We start from the raw sequence: 20,530 nt of genomic DNA, 5'->3' as shown, positions 1-20,530 counted from the left end.
AGAAGACCTTCATGCACATCCTCATCGTACGCAATAATTCCAACTCGAAGGCCGTGGACGCGTCGCTGCTGCTGGCCACGTACCTGGCCACGCAGGGTGCGGACTACACGCTGGTCAACTCGTCGGAGCTGTCGTGCCAGGGCGGTCATGAGGAGCTGAACGCGGCGCTGGCCTCCGAGGTGGAGATGGCCGTGGTGCTGGGCGGCGACGGCACCATCCTGCGCACCGCGCAGCAGATAGGCACGTCGGGCGTGCCTATCTTGGGGATGAACTTCGGCCGCTTGGGCTTTCTGGCGAACACGAGCGAGGAGGGCGTGGTGTCGGCGGTGGCCGCGGCCCTCGCCGGCGACGTAGTGGCCGAGCAGCGCACGAACCTGCAGATCGACGTAGTATGCGAAGGCGAACCCGACCCCTGGGGCGACGATGGCGACTGTCATCCTGAGCGCGGTGCAGACCCCTCCTGTCATCCCGCGCATGACGACCCCCTCTGTCATCCTGAGCGGAGCGCGCAGCGCGGAGTCGAAGGATCCCCCGCGGCGCCAGCCGACCCCGCCCCGGCCACCCCGCTCCGCACGTTCTTCGCCCTCAACGAGCTGGCCGTCACCCGCGGCGCGCATGGGCGCATCATCGACTTCGGCCTGGGCGTGTCGGGCGCGCACATCGCCGACATGCGCGGCGACGGCCTGGTGGTGGCCACGGCCACGGGCTCGACGGCCTACGCGCTCTCGGCCGGCGGACCGCTCGTCTCGCCGGGCTTCACGGGCCTCGTGGTGGTGCCGCTCGCGCCGCATACGCTGCATTCGCGCGCCATCGTCACGGCGTCCAACGACGTGGTGGAGATGGACCTGTCCCGCAACGCCGAGACGCGCGAGGCCACGCTGTTCGTCGACGGCGAGCTCCTGGTTTTCGACCGCACCGTGCGACGCGTCTACATCCGGCGGGGAGACGCCCCCACGGTGCTGCTGCGCTATCAGCGAGAAGGCTTCTACGAGCACGCCGCGCGCGTGTTCTTCTAAAGTGCATAAAATCGCTAAATACGCGCGTTTTACTGGGAATTTGTTACCGCATCTATGCCAAAAATAGAATAATCTGTATAGCTGATTTCGGTTGACTTTCCCCACCCCCATGGCGTATCTTAGCTTACTAAGTTCTCCCGTTTCGGCTGGTGAGCTTAGATTCTAGGAGTTATTACGTATGAGCGAGCAAGACAGTCAGAGCATGCAGAGCCTTCCAGTAGACGACACCGAACCGAATGTTTCTTCGCATCAAGCGGACGGCGAAAACGCCGTCGATGATGCCACGCGGAACCAGGGTTCGAGTGCTTCTTCTGATTCGGCATCTGTCGAACAGACCTCCGCAACCGGAGCTTCTGATACTCATTCAGCCAATGCGAATACCGCGGCCGAGGTGGCCAAGAAAACCGGCAAGATACTCGGCATGTCCAAGCACGCCTTCGCCGCCCTCGTGGCCGTGGTGGCCGTGGCCGGAGCTGTGGTTGCCGGCGTCGTTTTGACGCAGCAGCCCGCTGTGGAGGACTGGTTCGACTCGAACGCCGCGCAAGGCCAGTTCGAGGGCAAGTCCAAAGAGGAGATCCAGGCCGCCCTGAACGAGGAAGTGGCGAAGGGCATGATGAACATCTCCATCGCCGCCGTTATCGTGTTCCCCGACGGCGCGTCCGAGGGCGAGGCCCGCATCGAGAACATCGCCGCGAACCCGATGGACCAGAAGGTCACCATCGCGCTGAAGGACACCGAAGAAACGGTTTACGAGTCCGGCGCCATCGCACCCGACCAGCACATCCAAAACATCAAGCTGACGAAGGACCTCGCCCCTGGCGACTACGCCGCCGTGGCGACCTTCACCGGCTACGATAGGGAAACCCACAAGCAGACCGGCCAGGCGGCCGCAGAAATCACGTTGCGTATCGAAGGCTAAGGGGCCTTCGACGAGAGATACGAGAGCATGTCAGACAACGTAATGGCACATCATGAAAGGAAAAGGATCATGGAGAAGACGAGTCGGTTCAATTGCATCAAAAAGGGAATCGTAGGCGTGTGCGCAGCAACGATGCTGACGGGACTTTGCGCGGGTGCGGCGTTTGCGGATGCCACGGCAACCGAACCGAGCCAATGGGATGCTGTAGGCACAAACAATCAGGGCGTAACCAAGGTCAATGCTAACGTTGATGCTCAGGTTCAAGCGACGGTTCCGACCTCCTTCACGGCGGCGGTGAAGGCGAACGGAGATTTCCTGCTGCCGAACAACATTGAGTTGAGGAATACAAGCACCTTAGCAAAAGCTCATGTTTCCGCCATCAGCGTAACGCAGGGTGACGGCAAGCTCGTTGGCAGCGTGACCGATGCTGCCGATCCGAACAGCGTGGAGATGACCGTCAATGGTTTTGACCTGTCAACGGCGGCTTCGTTTGCCGCGACAACAGCCGGTTGGGAAATGCCGATTGCGACTGATGCGAGCACTCCCGGAGTACTTTCGCTGAACTTTGCTGGAAAGATCGCCAATCCGTCCGCCACGGGCGCGATTCATCTGTTCGATATCACGTGGACGGTTGGCTTCGGCGGTACGCCGACGGCCTAAGGCGCTTGCATGGTCAGATGGCTGGTTGGGTCAAATACCACACGTTTACCCATAAGGCCGCGCTGAACTTTAGTGCGGCCTTGGCCCTTTGCTTGCTACTGGTCTTCGGCGTGCTGTGCCGCGTTCCATATTCTTTTGCTGCTTCGGAAGCGGTTTCCAGCGAAACTCATCCTTCGGCAGAAATCACTCCTGAAGCTACGTCCGGTACGACGAAGCTCGCCGAGCATTCTGTCACTACGACCCCTTCTGTCAATGACTCGGCCAATGTGATCGTCGCAACCCCCACGATTGAGCCTGTGGCACCAACCGCCCCGGTCGAGCCCCCCACGACTCCTTCCGTTCCCGAGTACGGGAACGCTTGGCCCATCGGGCTCAACGAGGCTGCGGCGGTCGTTGCCGAGTTGTGGGACGATGGGACGTTCGTCGTGGACGGTGCGGGGGATGCCCTCGCGTTTGAGAGCGCCGACGAGGTGCCGTGGCTTGCGGACGGCGTGGCTAACGATATCAAACGCGTCGTGTTCGCCGATGCGGTGGAGCCGACAAGCTTGGCCCATTGGTTCGAGGGCTGCGCGAACCTCGAAGAGGTCGCGAACGTGCCTGCCGGGGCCAAGGATCTCACGCGCCTGTTTTTCGACTGTCCGAAGCTCATGGAGCTTCCGGACGATTTTGCCATTGCGGACGATACTAAGGTCGATGAGCTGTTCGGCTTCAAGGAGGCTCCTGCCGAGCCGATCGAAACCGTCTATCGCGGAACCGACGAGAACGTGCTCGCCTACAATTGGGATGCCGACGCCCGTATCCTCGTGAACCCCGATGCTCCGGCGTCCGACCCTGAGGACGACCCCTCTGCGGTCGACCCCGACGCCGATACGATCGAACCCGACCCTGCAGACGACGAGCAAGCTCCCGCCAGCGACGAAACCGAGGACGTTGCGGGCAGTCTCGATGGCGATGATTCCACGCTTGGAGCCGATCCCGATGCCGAGTCCGCCAAAGATGCTTCCACCGAGCCCGACGATGCAGCGAATTCGGTCGACGAACAGGCCGACGCGCAGGTCAACATCACCATTCCTTCGTCGGTGTCCATGATGCTGGGGCAGGACGACCCCAACAGCGCTACCATCCCCGTCATGGTGGCCAACCGCTCCGAGCGCGCCGTGGCCGTAACCGGCGCACGGCTCAAGCGCGCCGACATGGACTTGCCGGGAGGCTCGTGGTCGCTCACCACCGAGGGCGGCGCCACCACGTTCGTGAGCGACGCCCGTTTCACGCCGCTGGGCTTGGAGGTGGCGTTCGACCGTCCAGTCATCTTGGCCGCCGGCGACACGGGCACCCAGCTCACCTGGCACGGCACCTTCACCGACTACGGCATGAAGACCCTGCTGAACGCTGTCCTCGCCGCCGGCGACGCCGGCTTCACCTACGGCTCCATGATCTGGATAGTGTCTGCAGCTTAACCCCGCAAAAGGCCCCCTGCTGTCATCCTGAGCGGAGCGCCGCAGGCGCGAGTCGAAGGATCTTCGGCTAAGGGAGTCTTCCGTTCTTGAAGATCCTTCGACTCCGGCCTTCGGCCTCTGCCCAGGATGACAGCAAGGGAAGCTGACAATGGGGTCGACGGCGATGCAAACAGCGAGTTCATGCCTCTTGCTTTTCGCAACGCGCGCTCGCTATAATACGAATCACCGGCGGTGCCCAGGACGGCGAGTTTAAGGGACTTTACCATCCAGCTCGGGCGGCGCAGGTATTCGGGAGGCCGGGATTATTTCCCGGCCTTTGCTTATCTCAGCTTCTCCTTGGACCCCTCCCTGCTTCGTCCGCGTCTCTTATGTTCCGTCCACAGATCGCGGAGAAAGCTCGCTATCGTGGCCACCGCTGCGTAGGCGTAAAGGATTTCCAGAACTACGTTCATAGGCATCGCCCCTTCGAAAGAAGCGCCACCCGAGTGCGGACACCGCCGGCACTGGTATTCTACGCCGAATACCAGTGCTTGAGAAGATACTGTTATCCCAGATCATATGCATAAAACTGCAAGAACCGCGCAAGGTTCCAGCAAGATCCGTGCAAGCTTTCTGCAAGGTTCAACCGGCTTCCGCACAACGGTTTCCGCATCAAAAAAGGCCCCTCGTTGAGGGGCCTTTCCGCACGCGTCGCGCGCCTTACTTGTGGTAGTACCGATGCTGCTCGTACTTGGGCTCGCAGCACACGTTGATGCCCAGCGTGCGGTAGAGCTTCTCGTCGGTGGACGAGATGATGACCGAGAAGAACGCGTCGCAGCCGCGCAGATCGTCGATGTGGTCCACGAGCTTGGCGGCCAAGGGGTCGGTGGCCGAGCTGATGGACAGCGCGATAAGCGTCTCGTCTGAGTGCAGGCGCGGGTTGCGGCTGTGCAGCTGGTCGGTCTTCAGGCGACAGATGGGCTCGATGACCTCGTCGCTGATGACGTCGATCTCGTCGTCGACGCCCGCCACGCCCTTCAGCGCGTTCATCAGCAGCGACGATGCCGCTCCCAAAAGCGACGAGGTCTTGCCCGTCACCACGGTGCCGTCCGGCAGCGTCATGGCGCCCACGGGGCCGCCGGTGGTCTCCTCCTTCAGCAGCGCCGCCGAGCGCGCCGGCGAGAAGCTCGCGTTGATGCCGGCCTGGTTCATCAGCAGCTCCAGCTTCTCCACGTGCTCCTGGCCCACGCCGGTGCGGCGCGTTTCCACAGCAGCTTGGAAGTAGCGGCGCACGATCTCCATCTTCGCGGCCTCGCGCACGGCCTCGTCGTCCACGATGGCGTTGCCGGCCATGTTCACGCCCATGTCGGTGGGCGACTGGTACGGGCTCGTCTCGGAGATGCGCTCCATCATGGCCTTCAGCACGGGGAATATCTCCACGTCGCGGTTGTAGTTCACCGTGGTCTCGCCGTAGGCTTCCAAGTGGAAGGGGTCGATGGTGTTCGCGTCGTCCAAGTCCACGGTGGCGGCCTCGTAGGCTATGTTCACCGGGTGCTTCAGCGGCAGGTTCCAAATGGGGAACGTCTCGTACTTCGCGTAGCCGGCCGCCACGCCGCGCTGGTGCTCGTGGTAGAGCTGCGAAAGGCACGTGGCCATCTTGCCGCTGCCGGGGCCGGGGGCCGTCACCACCACCAGGGGGCGCGTGGTCTCCACGTACTCGTTCTTGCCGTAGCCCTCGTCGCTCACGATGCGGTCGATGTCGTAGGGGTAGCCGGCGATGGGGTAGTGCAGGTAGCTGCGGATGCCCAGGCTCTCCAGGCGCTTGCGGAACGCCTCGGCCGAGGGCTGGTTCGTGTAGTGGGTGATGACCACGCCCGTGGTGGCGAAGCCCATGCCGCGGAAGATGTCCATGAGGCGCAGCACGTCCTCGTCGTAGGTGATGCCCAAGTCGCCGCGCACCTTGCTCTTCTCGATGTCGTTCGCGTTGATGGCGATGATGATCTCCGCGTCGTCCACCAGGCTCTTCAGCATGCGTATCTTGGAGTCGGGCTCGAAACCGGGCAGCACGCGGGCGGCATGGTAGTCGTCGAAGAGCTTGCCGCCGAACTCCAGGTAGAGCTTGCCGCCGAACTGGTCGATGCGGTTGCGGATGTGCTCTGCCTGCAGTGCGATGTACTGGTCGTTGTCGAATCCGATGCGCATGGGCTTTCGGGCTCCTTCCGTGCACGGTGTTTCCGGTGTGTTAATTAGCGTGCCGCATGAGCGCAGCGCCAAAAGTCTATTGTAGAATAGACAAGCGTTTGGGAAGCGACAAAGTTCGGCTCCTCGAGCGCTTTTTTATTGCACCGGTTCGAACAAGACGGTAAGGGGCGGGCATGGCGAAGCATATTTTCGTGACCGGAGGCGTGGTTTCGTCGCTGGGCAAGGGCATCACCGCCGCGTCGCTCGGCCACCTGCTGAAGGCGCGCGGGTACAAGGTGACCATGCAGAAGATGGACCCGTACCTGAACGTGGACCCCGGCACCATGAGCCCGTTCCAGCACGGCGAGGTGTTCGTGACCGACGACGGCCACGAGGGCGACCTCGACCTGGGGCACTACGAGCGCTTCATCGACGAGAACCTGTCGCGCGAGTCCAACTTCACGCAGGGCTCCATCTACCAGACCCTCATCGCGCGCGAGCGCCGCGGCGACTTTCTGGGCGGCACCGTGCAGGTCATCCCGCACGTCACCGAGGCCATCAAGGAGCGTTTGCGCCGCATAGCCGAGCAATCGAGCGCCGACATCGTCATCTCCGAGATAGGCGGCACCATCGGCGACATCGAGTCGCTGCCGTTCATCGAGGCCGCGCGCCAGTTCAAGAAGGAGAAGCCCCTGGGCGACGTGCTGTTCGTGCACGTGACCCTGGTGCCCTACATCGCCGCCGCCCACGAGGTGAAGACGAAGCCCACGCAGCACTCGGTGAAGGAGCTGCGCTCCATCGGCGTGCAGCCCGACTTCATCGTGTGCCGCAGCGACCACGAGATAACCGACAAGGTGCGCGAGAAGATAGCGCTGTTCTGCGACGTGCGCACCGAAGAGGTGCTGGCCTGCACCGACGCGCCTTCCATCTACGAGGTGCCCATCGGGCTGTACGACCAGGGCTTCGACGTGAAGGTGCTCGACCGGCTGGGGCTCGCGGAGCGCGAGATCGACCTGTCGCCCATGCGCGCGTTCCTGGAGGCCACGCACCGTTGCGACGGGCAGGTGGACGTGGCCGTGGTGGGCAAGTACGTGAGCCTGCCCGACGCCTACCTGTCGGTCATCGAGGCGCTGGGGCACGCGGGCGTGCACCACGGCTGCCATGTGGAGGTCCACCTCATCGACGGCGAGGAGATCACCGACGCCAACGCGGCGGACGTGCTGGGCGGCATGGACGGCGTGCTCGTGCCGGGCGGGTTCGGGCAGCGCGCCTTCGAGGGCAAGATAGCCGCCGCCCGCTACGCGCGCGAGAACGACGTGCCCTACCTGGGCATCTGCCTGGGGCTGCAGGCCGCGGTGTGCGAGTTCGCCCGCCATGTGGCGGGCCTCGAAGGCGCGACGTCGGCCGAGTTCGACGAGGAGGCGGCCTATCCGGTGATCGACCTCATGCCCGAGCAGGAGGACGTGGAGGACAAGGGCGGCACCATGCGCCTGGGGGCCTACCCCTGCAAGGTGGCGCGCGACACCAAGGCCTTCGCCGCGTACGGAGAAGAGGTGGTCTACGAGCGGCATCGCCACCGCTACGAGGTGAACAACGCCTACCGCGACCGCCTGGTGGAGGCGGGGCTCGCGATATCCGGCATCTCGCCGAACGGCCGGCTGGTGGAGATGGTGGAGCTGCCCGACCATCCGTGGTTCGTGGCCAGCCAGGGGCACCCCGAGTTCAAGAGCCGCCCCACGCGCCCGCACCCGCTGTTCAGCGATTTCGTCGCCGCCGCCGTCCGGCGCAAGGGCTGACGGGAGGCGCGCGGGCATGGACGCCGTGCGAGCGCTCATGGGGGAGTACCTCTCGCACCTGCGCGTTGAGCGGGGGTCGTCGCCGCTCACCGTGTCGGCGTACGCCACGGACCTGCGCGACTACGCCGCGTTTCTGGAGGAGCGGGGCGTGCAAGAGGTGGAGGACATCGACCGCGCCACCGTGGTCGACTTCGAGGCCAGCCTAGTGGATCGCCAGTACGCCACGTCGAGCGTGGATCGGCGCGTGTCGGTGATCAAGGGCTTTCACCGCTTCCTCGTGCGGGAGGGCTACGCGCGCCGCAACCCCACCGACACGCTGCAGCTGCCGAAGCCCCCCGAGCGCCTGCCCGACGTGCTGTCGGCGAAGCAGGTGGACGACATGCTGTCGGCCTGCACGGGCCGCGAGCCGCTGGAGCTGCGCAACCGCGCCATACTGGAGGTGCTGTACGGCTGCGGGCTGCGCGTGAGCGAGTGCACGGGGCTCGATCTGGGCGACTGCATCCTCGACGAGGGCTACCTGCGCATCGTGGGCAAGGGGAACAAGGAGCGCATCGCCCCCATCTCGGGCGCCGCGCTCGAGGCGATAGGCGACTATCTGGAGCATGCGCGCCCCGAGCTCGTGAAACCCTACGCCAAGCCCACGGCGGCCGTGTTCCTGAACGCGCGCGGCGGACGCCTCACGCGCCAGAGCGTGCACGCCATCGTGGCCGAGGTGGGGCACCTTATCGGCATGGACAACCTCCACCCCCACATGCTGCGCCACTCGTTCGCCACCCACATGCTGGAAGGCGGCGCCGACCTGCGCGTCATCCAGGAGATACTGGGGCATTCCGACATATCGACGACGCAGATATACACCCACGTCAACCGCACCCACATCCGCGAGGAATACCTGAACGCCCACCCGCGCGCGTAAGTATTCTTATTTGGGAATAATCAAAGCCGAATAATTAAACCAGAACGAAAAAACGAATCGTGCATGGCGACGCGAACGCGCCCGTGCCGCCGCATCGCCATGCCGGCGGACGCGTTGTTGCGCGAATCGGGCACCGTGCGGCGATGGTCGTCCCCGTAGGGGCGCTCTCCAGAGCGCCCGCTCGCGCGCAGCGCGAGAACCCGGCCCGCGGTTGCTTTTCCGGCTTCGCCGGAACGGGCGCTCTGGAGAGCGCCCCTACAAGGATGCGGCGGCGTCGAGGCGGTTTCTGTTCCGCCATCCGCCTTCGATGCGGAATGTTTCACGTGAAACATTCGTTCGTTTTTGTGATCGCCGTTCGGTGCTTGCGCGGAGTCGTTCGTTGCCTTTCCGGCTTTGCCGGAACGGGCGCTCTGGAGAGCGCCCCTGCGAGGGGAGGGGGCGGCTGAACGAACGGTTGAGGGGACGGTTCCGAGGGGTCGGCGGTGGGACGGGGTGGGAGGGCGTCACAAATTCTCCCACTTCGCCCCCCGGCGTTTTCCCGAACCACATGTTGTGGGCGCATCGCCCATGTTGCCCACATATGGCACCCCCGTTTTCCCGTGTGACGGAAATCACTTAACGGGACGGTAACGGGTGGGCTTCACCACGCCGAAAAGGGGGCGGAATACCCCAAAAATGTTGCGAAGTGGGGCGAAGTGGGATAGAATGCCAAACATCGAAAGGGCCGAGTGGGCCGAATGCGAAAGGGTGGCATGGCGGACGTCGTCGACACAGCGGAGAGCACGAAGGCGGCGACGGAAGTCGTCGACCTCAACGGCGAGTTCCGTTTCAAGGTCGATGCCAAGGGCCGTATGTCCCTGCCCGCGAAGTTCCGCAAGGTGCTTTCGAACGATCTGGTGGTAACCCGCAATCCGAAGGACGAGTGCCTCTACGTCTTCGAGCCCCGTGGCTTCAACGCCTGGGTCGCGGAGGTGTTCGAGGACAAGTTCGGCAAGTACGACTCTTCCAACGACCTGCACGTGCGCCTGCGCCGCAAGCTCAAGGCACGCGCGAAGGACGTCGAGGTGGACGGCTCGGGACGCATCATGCTCCCGTCGGAGGCGCGCGAGGCGACGGACATCGACAAGGACGTCGTCGTCGTGGGCAACACGGGCTATTTCGAGATCTGGGACGCGAAGCGTTACGAGGTGCAGGACGACGACACCGACCTCGGTGTTCTGTTCGGCTGATCGTAAGACGTGAGCGAAGTGACAAGCGAATATCGGCATACACCGGTTCTGCTCGCCGAGTGCCTCGAACAATCGAACCTCAAACCACAGCAAACGTTCGTGGACGCAACACTCGGCGGTGCAGGGCATTCCCTCGAAGCGGCCAAGCTCGTAGGCCCCGGGGGCACGCTCGTCGGCATCGACCAGGACGAGGTGGCGCTCGCCGCCGCCCGCGCCCGGCTCGAAGCACTGCCCGACGACACGCGCCCCAACCTGGAGCTTCTGCGCGGCAACTTCGGGGATATGGACGACCTGCTCGTCAGCGCCGAGATACCCGGGGTCGATGCGTTCCTTTTCGACCTGGGCGTGTCCTCGGTGCAGATCGACACACCGTCTCGCGGCTTCTCCTTCAAGGAGAACGGCCCCCTTGATATGCGGATGGATCCGGGGAAAACCACCCTAACCGCAGCAGAGATCATCAACACCTACAACACAGCAGATCTCACTCGGATCATCCGTATGTACTCTGACGAGAAGTGGGCAAGCCGCATTGCGGAGTTCGTCGTGCGAGCGCGGGAGAACGGCCGGATAGAAACGAGCGAGCAGCTCGTCGACATCATCAAAGCCGCCATTCCGGCCTCGGCGCGTCGCGCCGGGGGCCATCCGGCGAAACGGACGTTCCAGGCGCTTCGGATAGAAGTCAACTCGGAGCTGGACGTGCTGCGTCGAGGACTCGACGCAGCAGTCCGCTGGCTCAATCCGGGCGGGCGCCTCGTGGTCATCAGCTACCATTCGCTCGAGGACCGCATTGTGAAGGAGACGTTCAACTCGTTCGCGAACCGGTGCACCTGTCCGCCGGACCTCCCGGTGTGCATGTGCGGAAAGAAGCCGATACTCGACCTGGTCACGCGCAAACCGCTTCTGCCCACGGCAGGGGAGATCGAGCGCAATCCCCGGGCCCGCAGCGCCAAGCTGCGCGTGGCCCAAAAGCGCTGAAACCGACATAGCCGGCCGGAGCCCTGCTCCGGCCGTCCCATAAGCAGCATCGCGACCACCTAAACACCGCAGAAACGAAGAAAGGGGGTTGGTCATGGCAGGAGCAGCTCCGGCGTTTTCCTACAACTATCCTGAACGCATGCCCGAGCGCCCCGCGCGTCCGCGCGTCCGCGTCGTGCCGGGTCAGGGCACGGGTACCCAGACCATTCCCTCCAGCGTCGTCTTCCTGGCGAAGACGGTGGCCGTCGTGCTCGTGGTGGCCGCGCTCCTGAGCTTCGCGCGCATCGCCATCGCCTCGGCGACGGTCGCCACGTCGATGCAGTCGCAGCAGCTCTCGAACCAGATAGACGACGCCCGCTCCAGCGGCAGCAACCTCGAGGTGCAGCAGAGCTCGCTTTCCAACCCCACGAGCGTGAAGACGAAGGCGACCGGCCTGAAGATGGCCGCGCCCGAGACGGTGGGCGTCATCGACCTGGGCACCGACGTCGTCGCGACCGACGACGCCGGCAACCTGTCGCTTTCCAAGAGCGTGCAGATCGCCGCCGGCGCCGCGGAGTAGCGGCGTGGCGGGACGGCCCCATACGCCGCGCGGCGGACGCTCGTCCGGCGCGGCGCCGCGGCAGCCGCGCGCGGCGGGCGGCGTGCTCCCGGTCGATTCGGGCCGCGCGTTCATACCCATCCTCCTGTTCGCCGTCGTCGCGGCGCTTTTTTTGGTAAGGCTCGTGTACCTGCAGGTCGTCATGGCCCCCACGTACTCGGCGCAGGCCGAGGAGGCGCGCACCGTGGGATTCGACATCGAGCCTCGGCGCGGCACCATCTACGACCGCAACGGCACCGTGCTCGCCGTGAGCGTGGACGCCACCACCATCTACGCGAACCCCTCCGAGGTGGAGGACATCCGCGGCACGGCGTCGGCGCTGGCCGGCGCGCTGGGCGGCGAGGCGGCCGATTACGAGAGCACGCTCGCGGCCAACAACACCACGTTCGCGTTCATCAAGCGCAAGGTCGACACCGCCGTGGCCGACCAAGTGCGCGCGCTCGAGCTCAAGGGCATCTACTTCATCGGCGAGTCGCGCCGCGAGTACCCCAACGGGCGGGTGGGCGCGCAGGTCATCGGCCTGACCGACATCGACGGCGAGGGCCTGACCGGGCTCGAGTACTACTACGACGACATCCTTTCCGGCACAGCCGGTCGCTACGAGGCCGAGCGCGGCCGCGACGGCACGCCCATCCCCGGCGGCGTGCACGAGGAGACGCCCGCCGTGGACGGCGAGGACATCATGATATCGCTGGACATAGAGCTGCAGCAGTCCGTGGAGGACCGCCTGCTGGCCGACGAGAAGGGCCTCACCTCGAACGGGGGCAGCGCCGTGGTCATGGACGGCGAGTCGGGCGAGATCTACGCCGCCGCGTCGCTGCCGCTGCTCGACCCGAACGACCGCGAGAACATCAAGGCGGGTGCGACGGAGCTCAAAACGGTCACGGACCTGTTCGAGCCGGGATCCATCTTCAAATCGGTCTCGGCCATGGCCATCTTGGAAACGGGCAGCATGGCCCCCGACACCGAGCTGTTCTGCCCGAGCGAGATCGAGGCCGACGGCTACACCATCACCGACGCCCACGACCGCGGCGACGCCACCTACACATTGCAACAGATCATGGACCAGTCGTCCAACATCGGCATATCGCTGGCCACGGAGAACATGGGCTTCGACAAGTTCTACGAGCACATATTGAAGTACAACCTGCACGAGAAGACGGGCGTGGACTACCCCGGCGAGGGCGAGGAGGGCACCGACATCCTGGGCTACATGGTGCCTTTCGGCAATCTGGGCAAGGCGACCGCCTACAACATGTCCTTCGGCCAGGGCATATCGGTGACGCCCATGCAGATGACGCGCTTCTACGGCGCCCTGACCAACGGCGGCGTGGAGTGCGTGCCGCACTTCCTCATGAGCAAGCCCCAAACCGGTGAGACGATGGAGTACGCCACCGAGAAGGTCATCGACGACCAGAAGGCCATCGACCAGATGACCGGCATGCTGAAGACCGTCGTCACCGAGGGCACGGGCAAAGACGCCGCCATCGAGGGCTACAACGTGGCGGGCAAGACGTCCACGGCGGAGATATACGACGACGTGAACGGAGGCTACCGCAAAGGCGTGTACAACATGGCGTTCACCGGCTTCATCGCCGACTCGACGGGCCCTCAATTGGTTTGTTTTGTGGGTGCCAACGAGACCGAATACGGTTCCATCGTCACGCCGGTGTTTAAGGATATAATGTCAACTGCCATAGACCGTTTCAAGATTTCACCCAAGTGAGGATGCGATATGGGGAAGACCTGCACCGACTTGTTCGCGGGAATAGACTGCACCGTTATTGGAAACGCTGACGAGGAGGTGGGCGGGATCGCCTACCGCAGCGACCGCGTGCAGCCGGGCGACGCGTTCTTCTGCATCGTGGGCCTGACGGCCGACGGCCACTCGTTCGCGCAGGACGCCATCGACCGAGGGGCCAAGGTGCTCGTGGTCGAGCGCAAAGTGTACCTGGCCGATGCCACCGACGTCACCGAGGTGGTGGTGGCCGACACGCGCAAGGCCATGGCCGCCGCATCGGCGAACTTCTACGACCATCCCTCGAAGGACTTCTCGCTCGTGGGCATAACCGGCACGAACGGCAAGACCACCACCACCTACCTGGTGGAGCACATCGCGCACGTGGCCGGCAAGCGCACGGGCGTCATCGGCACGGTGGGCGTGCGCATCGGCGGCGCGGCCGAGAAGACGGCGCACACGACGCCGGAGTCGCCCGACCTGCAGCAGCTGCTCGCACGCATGCGCGACGAGCGCTGCGACGTGGTGGCCATGGAGGTGAGCTCGCACGCGCTCGATTTGGAGCGCACGTGGGGCACGACGTTCGCCGTGACTGCGTTCTCCAACCTCACGCAGGACCACTTGGACTACCACCACACGTTCGAGGCATACTTCGAGGCCAAGGCGCGCCTGTTCTCGAAGGACTACCCGGCCAAGCGCGTCATCTGCATCGACGACAAGTGGGGCAAAGAGCTTTTGCGCCGCTGCTCCACGAACGAGGACAGCATCGTCACCACGGGCTTCGACACCTCGGCGCAGATACATCCCGTGGACGTGCAGTACGCGCCCACCCACACCACCGTGGAGCTGGACGTGCGCGGCAGCCGCTACCGCTTCGACTACCCGCTCGTGGGCCGGTTCAACGTGGAGAACGTCATGTGCGCGTTCGGCATCGGGCTGCAGCTGGGCTTTTCGCCGAGCGTGATCGTGGAGGCGCTGGAAGAGGCCCCGCAGATCCCGGGGCGCTTGGAGCGCGTGAGCGTGCCGTGCGACGGCGGCGTGAGCGTGTTCGTTGACTACGCGCACACCCCCGACGCGTTGGAGAAGGCGCTCGCATCCATCATGGCGCTCACGCGCGGCCGCACCATCTGCGTGTTCGGCTGCGGCGGCGACCGCGACGCGTCGAAGCGCTCCATCATGGGCAAGGCGGCCCTCGCGGCCGACTTCGCCGTGGTGACGAGCGACAACCCGCGCCACGAGGACCCGCTGGCCATCATCGACGACATCGTGGGCGGCATGGGAGCGGGCCAGGGCCGCTTCGCCGTGGAGCCCGACCGCCGCGCCGCCATCGCGCTGGCGCTGGCGCACGCGAAGCCGGACGACTCCGTGCTCATCGCGGGCAAGGGCCACGAGGACTACCAGCTGGTGGGCGACGAGGTTCTAAGCTTCGACGACCGTGTTGTTGCGGCCGAGGAGCTGAACCGCGCGTTCGGCGGCCTGCTGGACGATGCCGACGCTGCGGTAACCCTCGCTGACCCTTATGGACAAGCGAGCGGGGAGAACTAAATGCGCCTGAACGCGAAGCAGATTGCGGCGTACACGGGCGGCTCGTTCGCCGTGGAGCCGCTCGACCCCCGCGCGCTCATGTGCGGCGTGACCTGGGATTCCCGCGACGTGAAACCGGGTGATCTGTACGTGGCGCTGCCGGGCGAGCGCGTGGACGGGCACGACTTCGTGGCCGCGGCGCTGCGGGCGGGCGCACTGGGCGCGCTGGTCATGCAGCCGCTGGCCGAGGACGTGCGGGCGCTGGCGCGCGAGCTGGGCGCCGCCGTCATCGACGTGCCCGACACGGCGGGAGCCGTGTCCGACCTGGCCCGCGAGTGGCGCTCTCATCTGCAAGGGCGCGTGATCGCCCTCACGGGCTCCACGGGCAAGACCACCACGAAGAACCTCGTGCGCGACGTGCTGGCCGCCGCCGGAAGCGTGACGGCCACCGCCGGCAACCAGAACAACGAGCTGGGCGTTCCCAAGACGCTGCTTGCGGCCGAGCCGGAGTGCGACGCCGTGGTGGTGGAGATGGGCATGCGCGGGCCGGGGCAGATCGCCGAGCTGTGCTCCATCGTGCGCCCCGACTGGGGCCTGGTGGTGAACGTGGGCGAGAGCCACATCGAGCTTCTGGGCAGCCGCGAGAACATCGCGCGCGCCAAGGCGGAGCTTCTGCGGGAGCTGCCGGAGGGCTCGGGGCTCGCGTTCGTGAACGCCGCCGACGACTTCGCCGACTTCATGCGCGAGGACGCCCGCCTGGACGCCCGCCGCGTGCCGTGCGTGCTGTTCGACGGCACGGAGGACGCGGCCGCCCGCCGCGTGGCCGCGAGCGCGGCCGACGCCGTCCGTCCGGCCGTGTGGGCCGAGCAAGTGGAGCTGGACGAGCAGGGCCGTGCGCGCTTCGTGCTGCACGCCTGCGGGTTCGACGACGCGGCCGCCGCCGCGCCCCACGTCGAGACGGCCCCGTGCGCGCTCAACCTGCGCGGGCTGCACAACGTGTCGAACGCCTGCGCCGCCGCGGCCGTGGGCCGCGCGTCGGGCATGTCGCTCGCCGCCGTGGCCGACGCGCTCGCGCACGCCGAGCCCGAGGCCGGGCGCCAGGAAGTGCTGCGCGCCCGCGGCGGTTTCACCGTGGTGAACGACGCCTACAACGCCAACCCCGACTCCATGCGCGCCTCGCTCAACACGTTCTGCGCGCTCGAGGTTCCCGGACGTCGCGTGGCGGTGCTGGGCGACATGGCCGAGCTGGGCGACTTCGCCCGGGCCTGCCATGCGGGCATCGGCGAGCTGGCGGCGCGCCTGCCGCTCGACCGCCTGGTGTGCGTGGGCGAGCTGGCGGCCTGCATCGCCGACGCCGCCGAGAAGGCGGGCATGGACGCCGGGCGCATCGTGCGCGCGGCAACGATTTCCGACGTGCTCGGAGAACTGGATACGTGCATCGAGCCGGGCGACGCCGTGTTGGTGAAGGCGTCGCACTGCATGGGCCTCGAGCGCGTGGTCGAAGGACTGGTCAACTGATATGTTTGCGATATTCTCCCAATACCCGACGTTCCTCGTGTTCCTGGCCATCGTGGCCGCCATCGTCATCACCATGGTGCTCATGCCCATGTGGATCAAGTTCCTGAAATCGAGCCATATCGGCCAGCAGGTGCGCGCCGACGGCCCGGAGAGCCATTTGGTGAAGCAGGGCACGCCCACCATGGGCGGCGTGGTCATGCTCGTGGCCGTGATCGCCACGGCGCTTGTCATCGGCATGCCCACGCCCGAGACGTTCCTGCTGCTGGGCGCCACGGTGCTCACGGGGCTGTTGGGCCTGGTGGACGACGCCTCGAAAGTGGTGAAGGAGCGCTCGCTCGGCCTCACGCCGAAGGCCAAGCTCGTCGGCCAGTTCCTCATAGCCTCCGTGTTCACGATCGTGGCGGTGAACTGGATGAACGTGCCTCCCACGGTGGAGATACCCTTCGTGTACACGTTCGATCTGGGAATCCTCACCACGGTGGTGCCCGTGGGCGACGGCATCGCCATCCCGTGGCTCTACCTCATCTTCGCGAACATCCTTCTGGTGGGCATGTGCAACGCCGTGAACCTCACCGACGGCCTGGACGGCCTGGCGGCGGGCACGGTCATGATCGTCATGATCGTCATGGCCGCCATCGCGTACCGCTCCGACTTGCTGGAGCCGGCCATCTTCGCCGCCGCGCTCTCGGGCGCGTGCATCGGCTTTCTGTGGTTCAACTCGTTTCCGGCCGACATCTTCATGGGCGACACGGGCTCGCTCGCGCTCGGCATGGCGCTCGGCTGCTTGGCCGTGGTCACGAAGACCGAGTTCGTGTCCATCATCATCGGCGGCCTGTTCGTGGCCGAGGCCCTGTCGGTCATGATCCAGGTGCTCTACTTCAAGAAAACGCGCAAGCGCATCTTCCTCATGGCGCCCCTGCACCACCACTTCGAGAAGAAGGGGTGGAGCGAGACGAAGGTGGTCGTGCGTTTCTGGATCGTGTCGGGCGTGCTGGCGGCCTGCGGTTTCTCGCTGTACTTCGCCGAGACGCTCATGGCGGTGGCCTAAGCCTATGGGACGCGTCGCCATGATAGCGGGAAGGAAGCACGCGCCGCAGCATCTCGGGCGCGTGCTCGTTTTGGGCCTGGGCAAGAGCGGCCGGGCGGCCGTGGAGTACCTGCTGCCGCTTCTGGGCGGGCGCGTGGACGCGCTGGCCGTGGCGGCGGGCGCGCGCACGGAGGAGTCCGAGGCGTTCGCCGAGGCGGCCGTCGCACGCGGGGCGCTCGTGGCGTTCGGCGACGACGCCGTGGCCGAGCTGGCCGCGCAGGCGGGCTCGGCGGGCGATGGCGGCGGCGCGACGCGGGCCGCGGACGCGCCGGCGTTCGAGCTGGGCGTGCCGAGCCCCGGCATACCGCCGTTCTCGCCGCTCTACGTGGCGGCGGCCGCCGCGTGCGCCGAACTGGCGAGCGAGGTGGAGCTCGCCTGGCGCGAGAGCGCGGCGGACAGCCGCTGGGCGGCCGTGACGGGCACGAACGGCAAGACCACCGTGGTGTCGTGCGCCGCGCACCTGCTGCGCGAGGCCGGCCTGCGCGCCCACGCCGTGGGCAACATAGGCGACCCCTGCATCGCCGCCGTGGCGGCGGGCGCGACCGACGTCTACGTGGCCGAGGTGTCGTCCTACCAGCTGGCGTCCACGAGCGCGTTCGCGCCCGACGTGGCCGTGCTGCTGAACATCACGCCCGACCACCTGCATTGGCACGGCACGTTCGAAGCCTACCGCGACGCGAAGCTCAAGGTCCTGGCGAACCTGGCGGACGCGCCCAGGGGCGTGGCCGTGCTCGACGCGTCGAACGACGTGGTGCGCGCCGAGGTGCGCCGCCTGCGCGCGCTCGACGCCGCCGAGCGCGGCTTCGCCTACGTGCCGATGGGCACGGCCGACGGCATGGGCGGAGACATGCGCGCAAGGTGCGGCAGCGACAACGCCGCGTTCATCGCCGACGACGGCTCGCTCGTCGTGGCGCTCGACGGGCGCGAGCGCGTGCTCGCGCGCGCGGACGAGCTGGGGGTGCGGGGCGCGCACAACGCGGGCAACGCGCTCGCCGCCGCCGCCGCAGCGCTCGCGCTCGGCGCCGACGAGGCGCGCGTGGCGGGCGGGCTGCGCACGTTCCGGCCGCTCGAGCACCGCATAGAGCCGTGCGGCAGCGTGCGCGGCGCGGCCTGCTACAACGACTCGAAAGCCACGAACGTGGACGCGACGCTCACCGCGCTGGCCGCCTTCCCCGACGCGCGCCCCATCGTGCTGCTGGGCGGCGACGACAAAGGCACCGACCTGGCCCCCCTGGTGGAGGCCGCGCACGCCCATGCCCGCGCCGCCGTGTGCTTCGGCGCTGCAGGCCCCAGGTTCGCAGCGGCGTTCGAAGAGGATGCGCTCGCGGCCCCCGTCGGTTTCGCGCTCGAGCGCGCCGAGCACCTGGAGGACGCGTTCGATGCGGCGCTCTCGCTTGCGGGCGAGGGCGACGTGGTGCTGCTGTCGCCGGCGTGCGCGTCGTTCGACGAGTTCGGCTCGTACGAGGAACGCGGCCGCGCGTTCAAGGCGCTCGTGGCGGACCGCGCCGCGCGCGCGGAATCGTAAGGGTTTCCGTGGCACGCGCCGGCGTCGACAAGCGGGGGGTTCCCGCGCATATCATGGGGCCGCGGCTCATCCTGCTGCTGTCCGTGCTCGCGCTCACGCTCCTGGGCTTCGTCATGATCTACTCCACCTCGTCGGTGATCGCGCTGGCGCAGGCCGAGTCGCCCGCGGCCGTCGACCCGATGGCCGACACGCTCAACCAGATCAAGTTCGCCGTCGTGGGCATCGTGGTGGCCTTCGTCGTGTGGAAGTTCCTTCCCTGCTCCGTTTGGCGGAGCAACCTCGTATGGGTCGTGTGGGGCCTCGCGTTCGTGCTGCTGGTGGCCACCATGTTCTCGGGCGCGGGCGAGGACGAATGGGGCGCGCAGCGCTGGCTCGTCATCGGGCCCATGAACCTGCAGCCCTCGGAGTTCGCCAAGATCGCGCTCGTGCTGGTGGCCGCGCGCCTCTTCTCGGACTTCCGCGAGGGCGCCTACACCGTGCCGGTGTTCTTCGCGCTGGTGTTCCTGCTCGTTTTGGCGCCCATCCTCATCATCCTCGGCCCGCAATCCGACCTGGGCACCGCCATGATCTGCGTGGTGGGCGTGTTCGCCGTGATGTGGCTCGGCGAGGTGCCCCTGCGCACCCTGCTCGCGGTGGCCGCCGTGGTCGTGGTGCTGGGCCTGGTGGGCGTCTTCGGCGAGGACTACCGCCGCGCGCGCCTGCTGGTGTTCATGAACCCGTGGGATGACGGCGAGGGCGGCTACGGCACCGGCTACCAGATCATCCACTCGCTCTACGCGCTGTCCAGCGGCGGCCTGTTCGGAGTGGGGCTGGGGAACTCCCACGAGAAGTACCTGTACCTCACGCAGTCCGACACCGACTTCATCTTCGCCATCATCGGCGAGGAGCTGGGGCTGGTGGGGGCGCTCGGCGTGGTCGTGCTGTTCCTGCTGCTGCTGTACGCGGGCATGCGCATCGCGCGCACGGCGCCCGACAACTTCGGCGCCATGGTGGCCGGCGGCTGCACCATCATGATCGTGTTCCAGGCGTTCCTCAACATCGCCATGGTCATCGGGTGGTTCCCCGTCGTGGGCAAGCCGCTGCCGTTCATCTCGTCGGGCGGGTCGTCGCTCATCGCCACGTTCATCATGGTGGCCCTCATCCTGTCGGTGTCCCAGGACGCCGTGGACGACTCGCTCGCGCCCGCCCGGCGCCGCGCCGACCTGCGGGTCGTGCGGGCCGAGCCGGAGCCTCCGCGCTCGTCCGGGCGCGCGGGCTCGCAGACGGGCTCGTCCCGGTCGGGCGGGCGCAAGAGCGCGTCGCCGGGGTCTTCGGGCGGCATCGGATGGGACGCGGTGAGCTCGCGTTCCCGGAGCCGCGGCGACGCGGGCGGGGACCGGTCGGGGTCGTCGCGGAAAGGCAGGAGGTAGCAA

At 66.3% G+C, this 20,530-nt stretch carries 16 protein-coding genes; 15 read left to right on the top strand and 1 reads right to left on the bottom strand.

Annotated features, from left to right (window positions below):
- The first annotated feature begins 11 nt into the window (after positions 1–11).
- The 4 genes from HCH03_RS15090 (at position 12) to HCH03_RS15075 (ending at position 4,052) form a co-directional block, all read left to right on the top strand.
- The gene (locus tag HCH03_RS15090; protein ID WP_221690145.1) at positions 12–1,016 is read left to right on the top strand and encodes an NAD(+)/NADH kinase; all 1,005 of its coding nucleotides are present in this window, start codon (positions 12–14) and stop codon (positions 1,014–1,016) included.
- A 391-nt stretch (positions 1,017–1,407) separates the two neighbouring features.
- The gene (locus HCH03_RS15085; RefSeq protein WP_246600071.1) at positions 1,408–1,935 is read left to right on the top strand and encodes a flagellar protein FliS; all 528 of its coding nucleotides are present in this window, start codon (positions 1,408–1,410) and stop codon (positions 1,933–1,935) included.
- 69 nt (positions 1,936–2,004) lie between these two features.
- A complete protein-coding gene (locus HCH03_RS15080) occupies positions 2,005–2,595 on the top strand; it encodes a hypothetical protein (protein WP_221690143.1) in 591 nt (196 codons plus the stop codon).
- 266 nt (positions 2,596–2,861) lie between these two features.
- On the top strand, positions 2,862–4,052 hold the full coding sequence (locus HCH03_RS15075) for a hypothetical protein (RefSeq protein WP_368042462.1): 1,191 nt from the start codon (positions 2,862–2,864) through the stop codon (positions 4,050–4,052).
- A 699-nt stretch (positions 4,053–4,751) separates the two neighbouring features.
- Here HCH03_RS15075 and HCH03_RS15070 read toward each other — a convergent pair.
- A complete protein-coding gene (locus HCH03_RS15070; RefSeq protein ID WP_080145062.1) occupies positions 4,752–6,233 on the bottom strand; it encodes a DUF1846 domain-containing protein in 1,482 nt (493 codons plus the stop codon).
- 173 nt (positions 6,234–6,406) lie between these two features.
- Between HCH03_RS15070 and HCH03_RS15065 the strand changes: the two genes are divergently transcribed.
- From HCH03_RS15065 to HCH03_RS15015, 11 genes are all read left to right on the top strand, one after another.
- Positions 6,407–8,008: a CTP synthase gene (locus HCH03_RS15065; RefSeq protein WP_080145063.1), complete on the top strand. Its 1,602-nt coding sequence runs from the start codon at positions 6,407–6,409 to the stop codon at positions 8,006–8,008.
- A gap of 16 nt (positions 8,009–8,024) precedes the next feature.
- Positions 8,025–8,924 (top strand): site-specific tyrosine recombinase XerD, encoded by a 900-nt coding sequence (gene xerD / locus HCH03_RS15060; protein WP_221690141.1) that lies wholly within the window; start codon positions 8,025–8,027, stop codon positions 8,922–8,924.
- 752 nt (positions 8,925–9,676) lie between these two features.
- Positions 9,677–10,153: a division/cell wall cluster transcriptional repressor MraZ gene (locus HCH03_RS15055; protein ID WP_080145064.1), complete on the top strand. Its 477-nt coding sequence runs from the start codon at positions 9,677–9,679 to the stop codon at positions 10,151–10,153.
- 18 nt (positions 10,154–10,171) lie between these two features.
- Entirely contained in the window at positions 10,172–11,128 is a 957-nt protein-coding gene (gene rsmH, locus HCH03_RS15050; RefSeq protein ID WP_185904978.1) for a 16S rRNA (cytosine(1402)-N(4))-methyltransferase RsmH, read from the top strand.
- 94 nt (positions 11,129–11,222) lie between these two features.
- Positions 11,223–11,687: a cell division protein FtsL gene (locus HCH03_RS15045; protein WP_221690140.1), complete on the top strand. Its 465-nt coding sequence runs from the start codon at positions 11,223–11,225 to the stop codon at positions 11,685–11,687.
- Between the two features lie 4 nt (positions 11,688–11,691).
- Positions 11,692–13,452 carry a peptidoglycan D,D-transpeptidase FtsI family protein gene (locus HCH03_RS15040; RefSeq protein WP_368042461.1) on the top strand — a complete coding sequence of 587 codons (1,761 nt, stop codon included), beginning with the start codon at positions 11,692–11,694 and terminating at the stop codon, positions 13,450–13,452.
- Between the two features lie 9 nt (positions 13,453–13,461).
- Entirely contained in the window at positions 13,462–15,009 is a 1,548-nt protein-coding gene (locus tag HCH03_RS15035) for a UDP-N-acetylmuramoyl-L-alanyl-D-glutamate--2,6-diaminopimelate ligase (protein WP_221690139.1), read from the top strand.
- Complete coding sequence (locus tag HCH03_RS15030; RefSeq protein ID WP_185904728.1) at positions 15,010–16,506, top strand: UDP-N-acetylmuramoyl-tripeptide--D-alanyl-D-alanine ligase; 1,497 nt, start codon at positions 15,010–15,012, stop codon at positions 16,504–16,506.
- 1 nt (position 16,507) lies between these two features.
- Positions 16,508–17,554 (top strand): phospho-N-acetylmuramoyl-pentapeptide-transferase, encoded by a 1,047-nt coding sequence (mraY, locus tag HCH03_RS15025; RefSeq protein ID WP_080145070.1) that lies wholly within the window; start codon positions 16,508–16,510, stop codon positions 17,552–17,554.
- Between the two features lie 19 nt (positions 17,555–17,573).
- The gene (gene murD, locus HCH03_RS15020; protein ID WP_246600070.1) at positions 17,574–19,118 is read left to right on the top strand and encodes a UDP-N-acetylmuramoyl-L-alanine--D-glutamate ligase; all 1,545 of its coding nucleotides are present in this window, start codon (positions 17,574–17,576) and stop codon (positions 19,116–19,118) included.
- Positions 19,119–19,126: 8 nt separating this feature from the next.
- A complete protein-coding gene (locus HCH03_RS15015) occupies positions 19,127–20,527 on the top strand; it encodes an FtsW/RodA/SpoVE family cell cycle protein (RefSeq protein ID WP_368041324.1) in 1,401 nt (466 codons plus the stop codon).
- Positions 20,528–20,530: the final 3 nt, after the last annotated feature.

It is taken from the genome of Gordonibacter massiliensis (ex Traore et al. 2017) (assembly GCF_019731765.1).
Taxonomy (GTDB): domain Bacteria; phylum Actinomycetota; class Coriobacteriia; order Coriobacteriales; family Eggerthellaceae; genus Gordonibacter; species Gordonibacter massiliensis.
This window is presented reverse-complemented; position numbering and strand designations above follow the sequence as displayed.

Excerpts from the sequence above, each read along its gene's own strand:
- HCH03_RS15090 (WP_221690145.1), top strand. The coding sequence starts at position 12 with ATGCACATCCTCATCGTACGCAATAATTCCAACTCGAAGGCCGTGGAC.
- HCH03_RS15080 (WP_221690143.1), top strand. The coding sequence starts at position 2,005 with ATGGAGAAGACGAGTCGGTTCAATTGCATCAAAAAGGGAATCGTAGGC.
- HCH03_RS15070 (WP_080145062.1), bottom strand. The coding sequence starts at position 6,233 with ATGCGCATCGGATTCGACAACGACCAGTACATCGCACTGCAGGCAGAG.
- HCH03_RS15065 (WP_080145063.1), top strand. The coding sequence starts at position 6,407 with ATGGCGAAGCATATTTTCGTGACCGGAGGCGTGGTTTCGTCGCTGGGC.
- xerD (WP_221690141.1), top strand. The coding sequence starts at position 8,025 with ATGGACGCCGTGCGAGCGCTCATGGGGGAGTACCTCTCGCACCTGCGC.
- HCH03_RS15055 (WP_080145064.1), top strand. The coding sequence starts at position 9,677 with ATGGCGGACGTCGTCGACACAGCGGAGAGCACGAAGGCGGCGACGGAA.
- HCH03_RS15045 (WP_221690140.1), top strand. The coding sequence starts at position 11,223 with ATGGCAGGAGCAGCTCCGGCGTTTTCCTACAACTATCCTGAACGCATG.
- HCH03_RS15035 (WP_221690139.1), top strand. The coding sequence starts at position 13,462 with ATGGGGAAGACCTGCACCGACTTGTTCGCGGGAATAGACTGCACCGTT.
- HCH03_RS15030 (WP_185904728.1), top strand. The coding sequence starts at position 15,010 with ATGCGCCTGAACGCGAAGCAGATTGCGGCGTACACGGGCGGCTCGTTC.
- mraY (WP_080145070.1), top strand. The coding sequence starts at position 16,508 with ATGTTTGCGATATTCTCCCAATACCCGACGTTCCTCGTGTTCCTGGCC.
- murD (WP_246600070.1), top strand. The coding sequence starts at position 17,574 with ATGATAGCGGGAAGGAAGCACGCGCCGCAGCATCTCGGGCGCGTGCTC.